General features: G+C 69.2%; 11 protein-coding genes. 9 read left to right on the forward strand and 2 right to left on the reverse strand.

The genetic code is table 11. The annotated features are described in order from the left end of the window. Positions 1-199 precede the first annotated feature (199 nt). The 3 genes from ngcE to AVW11_RS08050 are packed head-to-tail and all read left to right on the forward strand — an operon-like array spanning position 200 to position 3,550. A complete protein-coding gene (gene ngcE, locus AVW11_RS08040; protein ID WP_030847619.1) occupies positions 200-1,624 on the forward strand; it encodes an N-acetylglucosamine/diacetylchitobiose ABC transporter substrate-binding protein in 1,425 nt (474 codons plus the stop codon). 41 nt (positions 1,625-1,665) lie between these two features. Then, a complete protein-coding gene (locus tag AVW11_RS08045; RefSeq protein WP_030847621.1) occupies positions 1,666-2,610 on the forward strand; it encodes a carbohydrate ABC transporter permease in 945 nt (314 codons plus the stop codon). 13 nt (positions 2,611-2,623) lie between these two features. Then, on the forward strand, positions 2,624-3,550 hold the full coding sequence (locus AVW11_RS08050) for a carbohydrate ABC transporter permease (RefSeq protein WP_076043625.1): 927 nt from the start codon (positions 2,624-2,626) through the stop codon (positions 3,548-3,550). Positions 3,551-3,561: 11 nt separating this feature from the next. Here the strand turns inward: AVW11_RS08050 and AVW11_RS08055 are convergent, their stop codons facing one another. Both AVW11_RS08055 and mgtA read right to left on the reverse strand, forming a co-directional pair. Then, complete coding sequence (locus tag AVW11_RS08055) at positions 3,562-4,446, reverse strand: hypothetical protein (protein WP_076043626.1); 885 nt, start codon at positions 4,444-4,446, stop codon at positions 3,562-3,564. A 204-nt stretch (positions 4,447-4,650) separates the two neighbouring features. Then, entirely contained in the window at positions 4,651-7,371 is a 2,721-nt protein-coding gene (mgtA, locus tag AVW11_RS08060; RefSeq protein ID WP_107423250.1) for a magnesium-translocating P-type ATPase, read from the reverse strand. A gap of 585 nt (positions 7,372-7,956) precedes the next feature. On the opposite strand from mgtA, the gene AVW11_RS08065 reads away from it, so the two are divergent. From AVW11_RS08065 to AVW11_RS08090, 6 genes are all read left to right on the forward strand, one after another. Further along, positions 7,957-9,171 (forward strand): ROK family transcriptional regulator, encoded by a 1,215-nt coding sequence (locus AVW11_RS08065; protein ID WP_076043627.1) that lies wholly within the window; start codon positions 7,957-7,959, stop codon positions 9,169-9,171. 117 nt (positions 9,172-9,288) lie between these two features. Continuing rightward, positions 9,289-10,401 (forward strand): sugar ABC transporter substrate-binding protein, encoded by a 1,113-nt coding sequence (locus tag AVW11_RS08070; protein WP_060179839.1) that lies wholly within the window; start codon positions 9,289-9,291, stop codon positions 10,399-10,401. A gap of 161 nt (positions 10,402-10,562) precedes the next feature. Beyond that, the gene (locus tag AVW11_RS08075) at positions 10,563-11,351 is read left to right on the forward strand and encodes an ATP-binding cassette domain-containing protein (RefSeq protein WP_030847635.1); all 789 of its coding nucleotides are present in this window, start codon (positions 10,563-10,565) and stop codon (positions 11,349-11,351) included. A gap of 26 nt (positions 11,352-11,377) precedes the next feature. Continuing rightward, positions 11,378-12,664: a sugar ABC transporter permease gene (locus tag AVW11_RS08080; protein ID WP_030847639.1), complete on the forward strand. Its 1,287-nt coding sequence runs from the start codon at positions 11,378-11,380 to the stop codon at positions 12,662-12,664. A gap of 262 nt (positions 12,665-12,926) precedes the next feature. After that, entirely contained in the window at positions 12,927-14,843 is a 1,917-nt protein-coding gene (dxs, locus tag AVW11_RS08085) for a 1-deoxy-D-xylulose-5-phosphate synthase (protein WP_030847644.1), read from the forward strand. Between the two features lie 117 nt (positions 14,844-14,960). Next, a complete protein-coding gene (locus tag AVW11_RS08090; RefSeq protein ID WP_030847647.1) occupies positions 14,961-16,448 on the forward strand; it encodes an amino acid permease in 1,488 nt (495 codons plus the stop codon).

Consider the following 16,448-nt stretch of genomic DNA (forward strand, 5'->3'; position numbering starts at 1 on the left):
AAAGCCGGGGACGATCCTTGTGCACGATCTTGCTCAGCCGAGCGGAAGTGGACTATACCTGTGCCCGTCCGGGCCGCTGCGTGAACGAGCGGTCCCGGGCCGGGGGATGCCGGGGGGACCTGCGGTCATGCCCGCGTGCACGGCAACTGCCGCGATTTCCGGCCTCCTTCACACTCCTGACGAAGGCGAGGACATGAGCATGGGATCCACCGGTGAGGGCCTCGGCCGCCGTGATCTGATCAAGCGTTCCGCAGCGCTCGGACTGATCAGCGTGCCGACGATGAGCTTCCTGTCCGCCTGCGCCTCCGGCGGTGGGGACACGACGAAGGGCCCCGACAAGGCCGCCGTCTCCAAGGAGAACCCCTTCGGCGTCTCGAAGGGCGGCAAGATGGACGTCGTCGTCTTCAAGGGCGGCTTCGGCGACGACTACGCGAAGGCCTGGGAGGCCGCTTTCGACAAGAAGTGGGGCACGACCAGCTCCCACCTGGGCACCCAGGAGATCACCGGCAAGCTCCAGACCCGGTTCAACGGCGGCAACCCGCCGGACGTCGTCGACAACTCCGGCGCCCAGAGGATCAAGCTGGACGTGCTCTTCAAGAGCAACCAGCTCGCCGACCTCACCCCCGTGCTCGACGCCCCCTCCCTCGACGACCCGAGCAAGAAGGTCCGTGACACGCTCATCGCGGGCACCATCGAACAGGGCACGCAGGGCGGCAAGTTCGTGTCGCTGAACTACGTCTACACCGTCTACGGCTTCTGGTATTCCGGGAAGCTCTTCAAGGAGAAGGGCTGGACGCCGCCCAAGACCTGGGACGAGTTCCTCGCGATCTGCGCCAAGGCCAAGGAGGCCGGCCTCGGCGGCCTCGCCCACCAGGGCAAGTACCCGTACTACATCAACGTCGTCATCATGGACCTGATCGCCAAGAAGGGCGGTCTGGAGGCCATGAAGGCCATCGACAACCTGGAGCCGAACGCCTTCGAGGGCAGCGCGGCCGCCCTCGCCGCCGTCGAGGCGGTCTACGAGGTGGTCGAGAAGGACCTGCTCCTGCCGGGCACGAACGGCCTGACCCACACCGAGTCCCAGACCGCCTGGAACCAGTACAAGGCGGCCTTCATCCCGTCCGGCTCCTGGCTGGAGAACGAGCAGCTCAAGCAGACACCCGACGACTTCGACATGCAGTTCCTGCCGGTCCCGGTGCTCGCGGACAGCAAGCTGCCCTTCGAGGCCATCCGGGCCGGCGCCGGCGAGCCCTTCATCGTCCCGGAGAAGGCCGCCAACAAGCCCGGCGGCCTGGAGTTCATCCGTTCGATGCTGTCCCGCGAATGGTCGACCATCTTCGCCCAGCAGGCCAACTCGCTCACCGTGGTCAAGGACGGCGTGGACCCGGGCGTGAAACTGCGTCCCGGCACCCAGTCGGCGGTGACCGCCCTCAAGGCGGCGGGAACGAACACCTTCAATTACCTTTACCCCGACTGGTACAGCGAGATGGACACGGCGATCCAGGACGCGTCCAACGAGCTCATGGCCAAGCGGATTCAGCCGAAGGAGTGGATCAAGCGGGCCCAGGCGGCGGTCAACAAGGCGGCGCAGGACCCCAACGCCAAGAACAACCGTCGCAGCTGAAGCACGCCCCACCGGTCACCGGCACACCAGGGACGGACACCATGAGCCAAGTAGTCCAGGGCAGGGGACGGGCCGGCTTCATCGCCGGCTTCCTCCTCGCACCCCTCGCGCTGTATCTGACCTTCGTCATCTGGCCGTACGTACAGACGTTCGGCTACTCCTTCACCAACTGGACGGGACAGTCCCCGACGTTCGACTTCGTCGGCGTGGACAACTACTCCGCCCTGATGAAGGACGAGGTCTTCCGCGGGGCCCTCTGGAACAACCTGCTGCTCCTGGTGTTCGTCCCGGCCGTCACCATCCTGCTCGCCCTCTTCTTCGCCTTCATGGTGAACGCGGGCGGGCGGGGCGGGGCCGGCGGCGTGCAGGGCGTGGCGGGCTCACGCCTCTACAAGGTCGTCTACTTCTTCCCGCAGGTGCTCTCCCTCGCCATCCTCGCGGTGCTCTTCGGCGCCGTGTACCGCACCGACGAGGGCGGCCTGCTCAACGGCGTCCTCATCCGGCTCGGCATCGTCGACCGGATGCACCCGATCGAATGGCTGAACGAGCCGAGGCTCGTCCTGTGGTGCCTCCTCCTCGTGGTGGTCTGGCACGGTGTGGGCTTCTACCTCGTCCTCTTCTCCGCGGCCATGCAGTCCATCCCCAAGGACATCTACGAGGCGGCCCTCCTCGACGGGGCGGGCCGCGCCCAGACCTTCTTCCGGGTCACCCTGCCCCTGCTGTGGGACTCCGTACAGACCTCCGCGGTCTACCTGGGCATCGCCGCCATGGACATGTTCGTCCTGGTGTCGACCATGACCTCCGGTCAGTTCGGCGGCGGCCCCGACCACCACAGCGAGGTCATGGCCACGGTGCTGATGAGGAACTTCCTCTACTTCGGCAAGAGCGGCTACGCCTGCGCCATGGGCGTGGTCATGCTCGTCCTCACCATGATCCTTTCCGTCATCACGCTGCGCGCCACCCGCCGCGAGCGCATCGAGTTCTGAGCCGGAGACCGTCATGACCACAGTGATCAAGGCTCCGGGTGAATCCGCCGCGGAGCGGTCCGGCGGAGCCGGCACCGGCGGGGAACGGGGCGCGGGACGCTCCGAGGGCATGGTCCTCAACGTCTTCTCCCACGGCTTCCTCGTCCTCTGGGCGGTGCTGATCGTGCTGCCGCTGATCTGGCTGGCACTCGGCTCCTTCAAGACCGACGCGCAGATCGGCGGCTCGGCCCTCAGCTGGCCCTCCAACTGGAACTTCGACGCCTTCGGGCGGGCCTGGGACAAGGGCACCGGCGACTACTTCGCCAACACCCTCATCGTGATGGTGTTCTCGGTCCCGCTGACCATGCTGCTCGGCTCGATGGCGGCGTACGTCCTGGCCCGCTACCCCTTCCCGGGCAACCGCTTCCTCTACTACTTCTTCGTCAGCGGGGCGATGTTCCCCGTCTTCCTCGCGCTCGTCCCGCTGTTCTTCATGGTCAAGCGGTTCGACATGCTGAACACCTACCAGGGCCTGATCCTCGTGTACGTGGCGTACTCGATGCCGTTCACCGTCTTCTTCATGCACTCGTTCTTCCGCACGCTGCCGACGGCGGTGCACGAGGCCGCGGTGATCGACGGCGCCTCCGACACCCGGATCTTCTTCCAGGTGATGGTGCCGATGGCCCGGCCCGGCCTGATCAGCGTCGGGATCTTCAACGTCCTGGGCCAGTGGAACCAGTACATCCTGCCGTCGGTGCTGATGCAGCCCCAGACCGGATCGGACCCCGAGCGCTACCTGCTCACCCAGGGCCTGATCCAACTCCAGCAGCAGCAGGGCTACGAGACCGACCTGCCCGTGCTCTTCGCCGGTGTGACCATCGCGATGATCCCGATGCTGGTGGTCTACCTCTCCTTCCAGCGGCAGATCCAGGCGGGGCTGACCTCCGCGACGCTGAAGTAGCGGCCTCCCGGTCAGGGGCGGTCCGAGGCCTTCCGCAGCCTGTACAGCTGACCGGACCCCGGGTCGCCGACGGCCTGGCTGATCCGGGGCTCCTGCCCGGTGCCGTCGACGCCCCAGGCCTGCCAGGGGCACTCGGGGATCTCCACGCGGACCTCCTGCGACCACACGTCCCGCCCCGGCTCGTACGCCCAGGTGCCGGAGCCCGAGCAGCGCCGTGAGGGGTCGTCGGGGTGGTCGCCGGGGCGGTGCACGCCCACGCCGGAGGCCTCGACGCGGCCGTCGGCGGTGAAGACCAGCGTTCCGCTCGTGTGGTCGGTCCAGGTGCCGGTCATGGTCTCGGGCCCGATCCTCGGCGGCTCGTACGGGGGCAGCAGGCCGACGGCGAGTCCGAGCGCGCCGAACACGGCGGTCCCCGCCACCACCGCCGCGCCCCACAGCGCCACCCGCCGCAGCAGGCCCTCGCCGCGCGGGAGGGCGATCAGCGCCCCCAGGGAGAGCGAGGCCGTGGCCGAGGCCCAGAAGGCCAGCGTGGAACCGGTCTCCGTGTCGTTGTACGTGGCGAAGATCAGGACGGGCGGCGCCAGCAGGGCCGCCACCACCGGCGGGGCCGCCAGCGCCGCCCACCGGGCCGCGCGGTTGCGGAGCCCGCGGACGATCAGGTCGGCCAGCGCGACGGCCGGCAGCACGAAGACCAGCGACAGCAGGAAGGAGACGAGGCCGACGAGGGGCGTGAGCGCGACCAGGCTCCCCGCGATGGCGGCCCAGTCGGGGGGCGTGTCCGGCGGCGGCTGCGTCTGCACGTACAGCAGGACCACCACGGCCGTGAGCGCGACCTCCAGGCACCCCACCAGCGTCGAGACCACCAGCACGCGGCCGTAGGAACGTTTCTGATGCATGCTCAACCCCCCTCGCGGCCGGGCGGACCGACGGGTCCGCCCGGCCGGCGAATCCTGGATCCATAGTGCCAGCCGGGCTGAACGCGTTCAATTCATTCATCGGGTCCGCTTCCCGAGGGGGTCGCCGAACAGCCGGATCCGCCGACAGCCGGCGGATCCGGCGAGAGGCCGCCGACCGCCACCTCGGGCGCCCGGCCCCGGCTCCTACAGCCAGGTGCCGAAGCGGCGGATGTACCAGGTCTTCACGAGCTGGGTGAGCGTGCAGTATGCGAGCAGCACGCCGATCAGCCACGGGAAGTAGCCCGCGGGCAGGGCGACGAAGCCCAGCGAGGGGGCCAGCGGCGAGAACGGCAGCCAGAGGCCGGTCAGTACCGCGAGGACGGTCATGGCCATCACCGGCCAGGAGGCGCGGGACTGGAGGAACGGGATCTTCCGGGTGCGGATCATGTGGACGACCAGGGTCTGCGAGAGCAGGCCCTCGACGAACCAGCCCGACTGGAAGAGGGACTGGCTCGCCTCGCTGTTCGCGGCGAAGACGTGCCACATGATCAGGAACATCGCGATGTCGAAGATCGAGCTGATCGGGCCGATGGTGAGCATGAAGCGGCCGATGCCCTTGGCGTCCCAGTTGCGGGGCTTGCGCAGGTACTCCTCGTCCATCCGGTCCCAGGGGGTCGCCAGCTGGGCGATGTCGTAGACCAGGTTCTGGACCAGCAGCATGATGGCGAGCATCGGCTGGAAGGGGATGAAGGCGCTCGCGACCAGGACCGAGAAGACGTTGCCGAAGTTCGAGGACGCCGTCATCTTGATGTACTTGATCGTGTTGCCGAAGGTGGTCCGGCCCTGGAGGACGCCCTGCTCCAGGACGGTGAGGTCCTTCTCCAGCAGGATGACGTCCGCGGACTCCTTGGCGATGTCGACGGCGGTGTCCACGGAGATGCCGACGTCGGCGTCGCGCAGCGCGGCCGCGTCGTTGATGCCGTCGCCGAGGAAGCCGACGGTGTGCCCGTCGGCCTGGAGGGCCCGGACGATCCTGGCCTTCTGGACCGGGTTGACCTTGGCGAAGACCGTCGTACGGGCGGCCAGCGCGCGCAGCTCGGTGTCGTCGAGGGCGTCGGTGTCGGGGCCGAGGACCACGGTGGCCACGTCGATGCCGACGTCCGCGCAGACCCGGGCGGCGACGAGGTCGTTGTCGCCGGTGACGACCTTCACCGCGATGCCCTTGTCGGCGAGGCCCTCCAGGGCCCGGGCGGCGTCGGCCTTCGGCGGGTCGAGGAAGGCGAGGAAGCCGACCAGGGTCAGCCCGTCCTCGTCGGCCACGGAGTAGGTCTCGCGCGGGGAGTCGAGCGTGCGGGTGGCGACGGCGAGGACCCGCAGGCCCTTCCGGTTGTTGTCCTCGGCGATCCGGGTGGCGTGCCGGCGCAGCTGCCCGGTCAGCTCCACCCTCTCGCCGCGGTCGGCCATGTGCGTGCAGAGGGCCAGGACCTCTTCGACCGCGCCCTTGGTGACCATGACGTGTTCGCCGGGTGCGGAGCCGTCCGCGAGCGGGTTGCGGGCCAGTACCACGGACATCCGGCGCCGGGCGAAGTCGAAGGGGATCTCGTCGACCATCGAGAACCGTGCGTCGACGACAACCTCCTCGGCCTCGCCCACACGGTCGATGACCGCCTGGTCCATCAGGTTGCGCAGGCCGGTCTGGAAGTGCGCGTTGAGGTAGCCGTACTCCAGGACCTCGCCGTCCTCGTCGCCGTGCACGTCCAGGTAGCGGTCCAGGACGATGCGGTCCTCGGTGAGGGTGCCGGTCTTGTCGGTGCAGAGCACGTCCATCGCGCCCAGGTCCTGGATCGCGCCCAGCCGCTTGACGACCACCTTGTGCCGGGACATCGCGACCGCGCCGCGCGCCAGGTTGGCGGAGACCACCATCGGGAGCATCTCGGGGGTCAGGCCGACGGCGACGGCGATGCCGAAGAGGAAGGCCTCGTCCCAGTCGCCCTTCGTCAGCCCGTTGATCATGAAGACGACGGGGACCATGACCAGCATGAAGCGGATCAGCAGGAAGCTGACCCTGCGCACACCGGTGTCGAAGCTGGTCTGCGGGCGCTCGCCGACCAGCGAGCCGGCCATCGAGCCGAAATAGCTGTCGGAGCCGGTGGCGACGACGACCCCGGTGGCGGTGCCGGAGGTGACCGAGGTCCCCATCAGGGCCAGGTTGTCGGCCTCGACCGGGTCGGTGGTGGCCTGCTGGCCGAGATCCTGCGTGCGGGTGTCGGCCTTGGCCACCGGCAGGGACTCGCCGGAGAGCGCGGCCTGGCTGATCATCAGGTCCTTGGCGGTGAGCAGCCGCAGGTCGGCCGGGATCAGGTCGCCGGCGGCCAGCTTGACCACGTCGCCGGGGACCACCTGGTCCATGGGCACCTCGAAGGTGGTGGGGGCGCAGCCGCTGCCGGCCCGGCGCTGGACCGCGCAGGTGGTGGTGACCAGCTGCTTCAGGGCCTCGGCGGCGCGGCCGGAGCGGTACTCCTGCCAGAACCGCAGCAGCCCGCTGATCCCCACCATCACGGAGAGGATGACGACGCCCGGGTCGGCGGGGTCCTGCCAGTACATGACGGCGGCGAGGAAGACCAGAACGGCGATGAAGGGGTTCCGGAAGGCTTTCGCGAGCTGGACGTACCAGCGCGGGGCGCGCTCCTGGGCGACGGCGTTGGCGCCGTGGCGCTCCAGGCGCAGCGCGGCCTCGGCGTGGGTGAGGCCGCTCGGGGACGCGTCCACGGACTGCAGGGCCCGCACGCCGGGGGCGGCGCTGATGCCGGCGAGGCGCTCGCCGGCGAGCCGGGTGCGGGATGCGAGCTCGGCGGCCTTGCGCTCGCGGCGGGACCGGCCCGGCGGCGCGAGCGTGGTCGGAGTGCGCGGGGTGAGCATGGTCATGGCACATACCTCCTTCCACGTTTCCGGGCAGCACGAAGCCGAACGGTCACGTGGAGTGATCAGGAGTCGGCGTGCGGCGGCCGCGCGGGCCGTCGCCGATACCGACGGACAGGGATGGCGCACGCCGGACGGAGCCGTCCGGTCGTACCAGAAGAAGGGAACGCGAGAGGCGCGCAGCAGCGCACGGGAACAGCGGGGCACCGCTGCCGTGCGCACTCATGGAGAGGTCGGCCGATCAGCCGTTCGGCGGGTCAGCCGCGAAGAGCGCTGCGAGGACTTCGATCGGGACTCATCCCGAACACCTCCTCGCGTCGCGCTGACATGGCTGGCGCCCGGTCCGGCCGGAAAGGCCGCAGAGGACCGGCGCCTCAGCGACCGTAACACGATCCGGTGGGCCGCTCCCTCCCCCTTTCGGCCGATAGGCCCGTTTCATGTCGTGTCAGCCTCTTGACGTGCGGATGCGCAAAGGCTCGACTTAAGGTTCACAAGTTGGAGAGACGCCGGGGTCTCGGAGCGCGAAGCCGAGATGTGTCCCGGCCGGGGGGCGACGGCTGGCCGTCGCTAATGGGCAGGAGTGGATGAGTCGTGCAGACTCCCGGATCGCAGTCGTCACTGCACCGCGCGAATCTCGAACGGGTCGTACGGGCGGTGCGGCTCGCGGGGTCGCTGACCCAGGCGGAGATCGCCCGTACCACCGGACTGTCGGCGGCCACGGTCTCCAACATCGTCCGGGAGCTGAAGGACGGCGGGACGGTCGAGGTCACCGACACCTCGGCCGGCGGCCGGCGGGCACGGAGCGTGTCGCTCAGCGGTGACGCGGGCATCGTGATCGGCGTCGACTTCGGCCACACCCACCTGCGGGTGGCCGTCGGCAACCTCGCCCACCAGGTGCTGGCCGAGGAGTCCGAACCGCTGGACGTCGACGCCTCCTGGGCGGACGGCTTCGACCGGGCGGAAGCGCTGGTCGGGCGCCTGATCGCGGGCATAGAAGTCGGGCTCGACAAGGTCATCGGCGTCGGTCTCGGCGTCCCCGGCCCGATCGACGTGGAGTCCGGGACCCTGGGCTCGACCGCGATCCTGCCGGGCTGGGCGGGGATCAATCCGCGCCAGGAGCTCTCGCAGCGCCTCGGCGTGCCCGTCTACGTGGACAACGACGCCAACCTCGGCGCCCTCGGTGAACTCGTTTGGGGCAGTGGCCGGGGAGTGAAGGACCTGGCCTACATCAAGGTGGCCAGCGGTGTCGGCGCCGGCCTGGTGATCAACGGCCAGATCTACCGCGGCCCGGGCGGCACGGCGGGCGAGATCGGGCACATCACCCTGGACGAGTCGGGCCCGGTCTGCCGCTGCGGCAACCGCGGCTGCCTGGAGACCTTCGCCGCGGCCCGGTACGTCCTGCCGCTGCTCCAGGGCACGCACGGGCCGGAGCTGACGATGGAGCGGGTGGTGGAGCTGGCCCGCGACGGGGACCCCGGCTGCCGCCGGGTGATCACCGACGTCGGCCGCCACATCGGCAGCGGGGTGGCCAGCCTGTGCAACCTGCTGAACCCCAGCCGGGTGGTGCTGGGCGGCTCACTGGCGGAGGCGGGTGAACTGGTCCTCGCCCCCATCCGTGAATCAGTGGGGAGGTATGCGATTCCCAGCGCGGCGCGGCAGTTGTCGGTGCTGACGGGGTCCCTGGGCGGCCGGGCCGAGGTGCTGGGCGCACTGGCCCTCGTGCTGAGCGAGATGGGCGATTCGACACTTTTGTCAGATCATGGAAGTGGAGTGCGCGCTCCAGTCGTCTTGCCTTCAGGTAGATAACGAATGGCACCGTTGTCATCTCGTTAAGAATTCACTCCTTGACGGCAAAACGCGGCCGGGGTTGACTCACATCCACCTCGGCCGCGGCGTAGCGGCCTCGTCAGGGAGGTTCAAGTAATGAACACGCGTATGCGCAGAGCCGCCGTAGCCGTTGCCGCCGGCGCCATGGCCGTTTCCCTTGCCGCTTGTGGCAGCGCCAAGGAGGCCGGCGACAAGACGAAGGAGTCCTCCGGCGCGGCCAAGGGCGACGCGATCAAGGTCGGTCTGCTCCTGCCGGAGAACCAGACCGCGCGGTACGAGAAGTTCGACAAGCCGCTCATCGAGAAGAAGGTCGCCGAGCTCACCGGCGGCAAGGGCGAGGTCGTCTACGCCAACGCCAAGCAGGACGCGACCACGCAGAACTCCCAGGTCGACACGATGATCACCAACAAGGTGGACGTCCTGATCATCGACGCGGTGGACTCCAAGGCCATCGCCGGCTCGGTCAAGAAGGCCAAGGACGCCGGCATCCCGGTCGTGGCCTACGACCGCCTGGCCGAGGGCCCGATCGACGCCTACACCTCCTTCGACAACGAAGAGGTCGGCAAGGTCCAGGGCAAGGCCCTGCTCGAGGCGCTGGGCGACAAGGCCAAGGACGGCCAGATCGTCATGATGAACGGTTCGGTCACCGACCCGAACGCCAAGCTCTTCAAGGCCGGCGCCCACTCCGAGCTCGACGGCAAGGTGAACATCGGCAAGGAGTACGACACCGTCGAGTGGAAGCCGGAGAACGCCAACACCAACATGGCGGCCGCGCTCTCCGCGCTCGGCAAGGACAAGGTCGTCGGCGTCTACTCCGCCAACGACGGCATGGCCGGCGGCATCATCACCGCCCTCAAGGCCGCCGGCGTCTCCCCGCTGCCCCCGGTCACCGGCCAGGACGCCGAACTCGCCGGCGTGCAGCGCATCGTCGCGGGCGAGCAGTTCATGAGCGTCTACAAGCCGTACGCCCCCGAGGCCGAGGCCGCCGCGAAGATGGCCGTCGCCCTCGCCAAGGGCGGGAAGGCCGAAGGCAGCACCTCCACGGTCGACAGCCCCACCACCAAGGGCGTCGCAGCCGTCCTGATCCCGGTCGTCTCGCTGACCAAGGCCAACATCAAGGACACCGTCGTCAAGGACGGCGTCTACACGGTCGACGAGATCTGCACCGAGAAGTACGCGGCCGCCTGCGCCGCCATCGGCCTGAAGTAGCGGCCCCCACCGCCTCCCCGAGAGGCGGCCCCCGTGCCTGACCGGCGCCCCTCCCCTCCATCCCCGCCACCGGGCGGGGCGCCGGGCAGAAACGTTCCTCCCCTATTCGTCCCGCTCCTGCTCTTTTGCACGACATCCCCGCCGGTCAGGCGGCGAAGGAGATGGTTCATGTGTCCGCTGCGCCCGTGCTGGCGTTGCGAGGGGTCTCGAAGCGGTTCGGCGCCGTTCAGGCCCTCACCGACGTAGAACTCGAGATCCACTCCGGTGAAGTGGTCGCCCTCGTGGGCGACAACGGTGCCGGTAAGTCCACGCTGGTCAAGACGATCGCCGGCGTGCACCCCATCGATGAAGGCGTCATCGAGTGGGAGGGGCGCCCGGTCTCCATCGGCAAGCCCCACGACGCCCAGAACCTGGGCATCGCGACGGTCTACCAGGACCTGGCGCTGTGCGACAACATCGATGTCGTCGGCAACCTCTTCCTCGGCCGAGAGCTCAAGAAGTTCGGCGTCCTCGACGAGGTGGAGATGGAGCGGCGCGCCCGCGAGCTCCTGACCACCCTGTCCATCCGGATCCCCAGCGTCCGGATCCCCATCGCCTCGCTGTCGGGCGGTCAGCGCCAGACCGTGGCGATCGCCCGTTCCATGCTGGGCGAGCCCCAGCTCGTCATCCTCGACGAGCCCACCGCAGCCCTCGGCGTCGAGCAGACCGCACAGGTGCTCGACCTGGTGGAGCGGCTGCGCGAGCGCGGCCACGCCGTCATCCTCATCAGCCACAACATGGCCGATGTGAAGGCCGTCGCCGACAAGGTGGCGGTCCTGCGGCTGGGCCGCAACAACGGTGTCTTCAACGTCGCCGACACCTCGCAGGAAGAGATCATCTCCGCCATCACCGGTGCCACGGACAACGCCGTGACCCGCCGGGCGGCCCGCACCTCGGAGGCCGGCAAGTGAGCACCCAGAACCCTGCCACCGATCCACTGGACAAGGGCGCCGCCGCGCACGAGCACATCGACCCGGTCAACCCGGCGGCCGCGCACGACGCGATCCCGGCCGTGGACCCCCGCCTGCTCGTCCGCGAGGAAGGCCTCGCCGGCTACGTGGGCGAGTTCAAGCGCAAGATGAAGGCCGGCGACCTGGGCTCCCTCCCGGTCGTCATCGGTCTCATCGTCATCTGGTCCATCTTCCAGGGGTTGAACTCGAACTTCCTCTCCCCGGAGAACCTCAGCAACATCGCGATCACGATGACCGGCACCGGCATGATCGCCATCGGCATCATCTTCGTGCTGCTCCTCGGTGAGATCGACCTCTCGGTCGGCTCGGTCAGCGGTGTCTCGGGCGCCATCGTCGCCGTCCTCGCCGTCACCCACGGCGTGAACGAGTGGCTGGCCATCCTCGCGGCCATCGTCGGCGGCGCCCTGATCGGCTCCATCCACGGCTTCTTCTTCGCCAAGGTGGGCGCCCCGGCCTTCGCGGTCACCCTGTCGGGCCTGCTCTTCTGGCTGGGCGCGATGCTGCAGATCCTCGGCAGCAACGGCACGATCAACATCGACTCCGACGGCGTGGTCGGCCAGCTGACCACGTACTTCTTCTCGGACGTGGCCGTCGCCTACGGGCTGGCGGCGCTCGCGGTGGCCGGCTACTTCCTCGCGGCCTTCCTCGACGCCAGGCGCCGCGAGGCCGCCGGGATGCCCTCCCGGCCGCTCGCCGAGATCCTGCTGCGCACCGGCCTGCTCGCGCTGTGCACCTTCGGCCCCGCCGTGCTGTTCAACCAGTACAAGGGCCTGCCGCTCGCGGTGGTGCTCTTCCTGCTGGCCCTGGTCGTCACGGACTTCCTGCTGCGCCGCACGACCTTCGGGCGAAACGTTTTCGCACTGGGTGGCAGCGTCGAGGCCTCCCGCCGTGCGGGCATCAACGTCACCCGGATCCGGATCACGGTCTTCGCGATCTCCAGCACCTTCGCCGCCATCGGCGGCCTGTTCTGGGCCTCCAAGATCGCGGCGGCCAACCAGAGCGCCGGCGCCGGCGACCTGCTGATGAACGTGATCGCGGCGGCCGTCATCGGCGGCACCAGCCTCTTCGGCGGCCGCGGCCGGACCTGGAACGCCCTCCTCGGCGTCATGGTCATCGTCTCGATCCAGTACGGTCTGGCCCTGGAGGGCATCGCGACGCCGATCCAGTACATGATCACCGGCGCGGTCCTGCTGGCCACCGTGGTGATCGACTCGGTCACCCGCAAGACCCAGAAGACGGCCGGACGCGCCTGACCGCGCGTCCGACCGCCCGCCGGAGCGCATCGCGGCGGTAAGAACGGTCACAGTGCCCGGCGCCACCTCGTGTGGCGCCGGGCATCCGTGCGTACAAAGGCGGGTACTCCTGTGCGGGTATACGCCCGTATGTGATGTGTGGCCGGGCGGCGGCGTGCACATGTATGACAAAGCTGTGACTCCGCCGGGGCGGCCCGATGACCGCGCCCGCGAGCGGAACATTAGACTCGACAGACCAGCAAGCAACTGCAAGGAGGCACGGGTGCTGCTGACCCGCATCAAGGGACCGCGCGATCTGGACCGGCTCAGCCAGGAGGAGCTGATCCAGCTCGCCGCAGAGATCAGGTCCTTCCTCGTCGACGCCGTCTCCAAGACCGGCGGGCACCTCGGCCCCAACCTCGGCGTGGTCGAACTGACGATCGCCCTGCACCGGGTCTTCGAATCGCCCAAGGACAAGGTCCTCTTCGACACCGGCCACCAGGCCTACGTCCACAAGCTGCTCACGGGCCGCCAGGACTTCGCCGGCCTGCGCACCAAGAACGGCCTGTCCGGCTACCCCTCGCGCGCCGAGTCCGAGCACGACGTGATCGAGAACTCGCACGCCTCCACCGTGCTCGGCTGGGCCGACGGCCTGGCCAAGGCCAACGAGGTGCTGGGCCGCGAGGACCACCACGTCGCCGCCGTCATCGGCGACGGCGCGCTGACCGGCGGCATGGCCTGGGAGGCGCTCAACAACATCGCCGCCGCCAAGGACCGCCCGCTCGTCATCGTCGTCAACGACAACGAGCGCTCCTACGGCCCCACCATCGGCGGCCTCGCCAACCACCTGGCGACCCTGCGCACCACGGACGGCTACGAGCGCTTCCTCGCCCGCGGCAAGGAGCTCCTGGAGCGCACCCCGGTCGTCGGCAAGCCGCTCTTCGAGACCCTGCACGGCGCCAAGAAGGGCCTGAAGGACTTCATCGCCCCGCAGGGCATGTTCGAGGACCTCGGCCTGAAGTACATCGGCCCCATCGACGGCCACGACATCGAGGCCCTGGAGTCCGCCCTGCAGCGCGCCAAGCGCTTCAGCGGCCCGGTCATCGTCCACTGCCTCACCCAGAAGGGCCGCGGCTACACCCCGGCCCTCGAACACGAGGCGGACCGCTTCCACGCGGTCGGCGTGATCCACCCGGACACCGGCCTGCCGGTCAAGACCGCGGCCGCCAGCTGGACCTCCGTCTTCGCCGACGAGATGGTCAAGATCGGCCACGAGCGCGAGGACATCGTCGGCATCACCGCCGCCATGCTCCACCCGGTCGGCCTGAACAAGTTCGCCGAGGCCTTCCCGGACCGCATCTACGACGTCGGCATCGCCGAGCAGCACGGCGCCACCTCGGCGGCGGGCCTGGCCACCGGCGGCGTCCACCCCGTCTTCGCGGTGTACGCCACCTTCCTCAACCGCGCCTTCGACCAGGTCCTGATGGACGTCGCCCTGCACAAGTGCGGTGTCACCTTCGTCCTGGACCGGGCCGGCGTGACTGGCGACGACGGCGCCTCCCACAACGGCATGTGGGACATGTCCATCCTCCAGGTCGTCCCCGGCCTGCGCCTCGCCGCACCCCGCGACGCCGAGCAACTGCGCGCCCAGCTCCGCGAGGCCGTCGAGGTCAAGGACGCCCCGACCGTGGTCCGGTTCTCCAAGGGCGTCGTCGGCCCGGCCGTACCGGCCGTCGGCCGCATCGGCGGCATGGACGTCCTGCGCGCCCCGCGCGCCGAGGTCACCCGGCCGGACGTACTGCTCGTCTCGGTCGGCGCACTCGCCCCGATGTGCCTGGACATCGCCGACCTGCTCGACAAGCAGGGCATCTCCACGACCGTCGTCGACCCCCGCTGGGTCAAGCCCGTGGACGAGGCCCTGGCCCCGCTCGCGGACCGGCACCGCGTCGTCGTCACCGTCGAGGACAACGGCCGCGCCGGCGGCGTGGGCTCCGCCGTCTCGCAGGCCCTGCGGGACGCGGGCGTCGACGTACCCCTGCGCGACTTCGGCATCCCGCAGCGCTTCCTCGACCACGCCCTCCGCAAGGAGATCCTGGCCGAGATCGGTCTGACCGCACCGGACATCGCCCGGCAGGTCACCGGCCTGGTCGCCAAGCTGGACGGCCGCTACGACAGCGAGCCGGCCGCCACCGTCGACTGACGCTGGGTCGTCGCGCGGTTGCACGTCACGGGCCGGGAGATCACTCTTGAGAAGTGGGCCTCCCGGCCCGTTCGCGTGCGTCGACACCTGTTCGGAGGTGCGTCGGTGAGTAGGGATATGAACAGCCCCTTCCGCACCAAGACGGTGGAGCAGTCCATCCGCGACACGGAGGAGCCGGAACACGCGCTCCGCAAGTCGCTCTCCGCCTGGGACCTGACGGTGTTCGGTGTGGGTGTCATCATCGGCACCGGCATCTTCGTCCTGACGGGCATCGCGGCCCGGAACAACGCCGGACCCGCCACCGCCCTCGCCTTCGTGGCAGCGGGCATCGTCTGCGCCCTCGCGGCGCTCTGCTACGCCGAGTTCGCGTCCACCGTGCCGGTGGCCGGATCGGCGTACACCTTCAGCTACGCCTCCATCGGCGAGCTGCCCGCCTGGATCATCGGCTGGGACCTGGTGCTCGAGTTCGCGCTCGGCACCGCGGTGGTCGCCGTCGGCTGGTCCGGCTACGTGCGCCACCTCATGGACACCAACCTGGGCTGGACCCTGCCGACCTCCCTGTCCGGCCCCGATGCCGGCGGCCACTTCGACCTGCTGGCCTTCCTGCTGGTCCTGGTGCTGACGTGGATCCTGGTCGTCGGGACGAAGCTCTCCGCGCGCATCACCGCGGTCGTCGTCGCCATCAAGGTGACCGTCGTGCTGCTGGTCATCATCGCCGGCCTGTTCTTCATCAAGGCCGACAACTACTCGCCCTTCATCCCGCCGGCCCAGCCCCAGGCCGAGGGCGTCAGCGGCTGGCACGCGCCACTGGTCCAGCTGCTGTTCGGCTACGAGCCCACCAACTTCGGCGTGATGGGCATCTTCACGGCGGCCTCGCTCATCTTCTTCGCCTTCATCGGCTTCGACGTCGTGGCGACGGCTGCCGAGGAGACCAAGAACCCCCAGCGGGACATGCCGCGCGGCATCCTGGGCTCGCTGCTCATCTGCACCGTGCTCTACGTCGCGGTGACCCTCGTGGTCACCGGCATGCAGAAGTACTCGGAGATGTCGCCGACCGCGCCGCTCGCCGAGGCCTTCAAATCGGTCAACCAGCCGTTCTTCTCGGGCGCCATCAGTCTCGGAGCGTCCGTCGGCCTGATCACGGTCTGCATGATCCTGCTGCTCGGCCAGACCCGCGTGTTCTTCGCCATGAGCCGTGACGGACTGCTGCCCCGGGTCTTCTCCGTGACCCACCCGAAGTACCGCACCCCCTACCGGGCGACCGTCCTGCTCGGCGGGATCATCGCGATCGTCGCGGGCTTCACCAGCCTGGAGAGCCTCGCGGAACTGGTCAACATCGGCACCCTGTTCGCCTTCGTGGTGGTCGCGCTCGGCGTGATCGTCCTGCGCCGGACCCGCCCCGACCTGCACCGGTCCTTCCGGACCCCGTGGGTGCCGTTCATCCCGATCCTGTCGATCGCGGCCTCGCTGTGGCTGATGCTCAACCTGCCGGCCGAGACCTGGCTGCGCTTCGGCATCTGGATGGCCATCGGCGTCGTCGTCTACTTCCTCTACGGACGCCAGCACAGCCGTCTCGGGAAGGTCGGCGCGGACGCCACGTACTGA

The organism is Streptomyces amritsarensis, assembly GCF_001953875.1.
In the GTDB taxonomy this organism is placed as follows: Bacteria; Actinomycetota; Actinomycetes; order Streptomycetales; family Streptomycetaceae; genus Streptomyces; species Streptomyces amritsarensis.

What these genes read in the sequence shown, in the direction of transcription:
- AVW11_RS08055 (WP_076043626.1), bottom strand. Translation starts at nt 4,446, where the DNA reads ATGCATCAGAAACGTTCCTACGGCCGCGTGCTGGTGGTCTCGACGCTG.
- AVW11_RS08075 (WP_030847635.1), top strand. Translation starts at nt 10,563, where the DNA reads ATGGTTCATGTGTCCGCTGCGCCCGTGCTGGCGTTGCGAGGGGTCTCG.
- ngcE (WP_030847619.1), top strand. Translation starts at nt 200, where the DNA reads ATGGGATCCACCGGTGAGGGCCTCGGCCGCCGTGATCTGATCAAGCGT.
- AVW11_RS08050 (WP_076043625.1), top strand. Translation starts at nt 2,624, where the DNA reads ATGACCACAGTGATCAAGGCTCCGGGTGAATCCGCCGCGGAGCGGTCC.
- AVW11_RS08090 (WP_030847647.1), top strand. Translation starts at nt 14,961, where the DNA reads ATGAACAGCCCCTTCCGCACCAAGACGGTGGAGCAGTCCATCCGCGAC.
- AVW11_RS08045 (WP_030847621.1), top strand. Translation starts at nt 1,666, where the DNA reads ATGAGCCAAGTAGTCCAGGGCAGGGGACGGGCCGGCTTCATCGCCGGC.
- AVW11_RS08070 (WP_060179839.1), top strand. Translation starts at nt 9,289, where the DNA reads ATGAACACGCGTATGCGCAGAGCCGCCGTAGCCGTTGCCGCCGGCGCC.
- mgtA (WP_107423250.1), bottom strand. Translation starts at nt 7,371, where the DNA reads ATGACCATGCTCACCCCGCGCACTCCGACCACGCTCGCGCCGCCGGGC.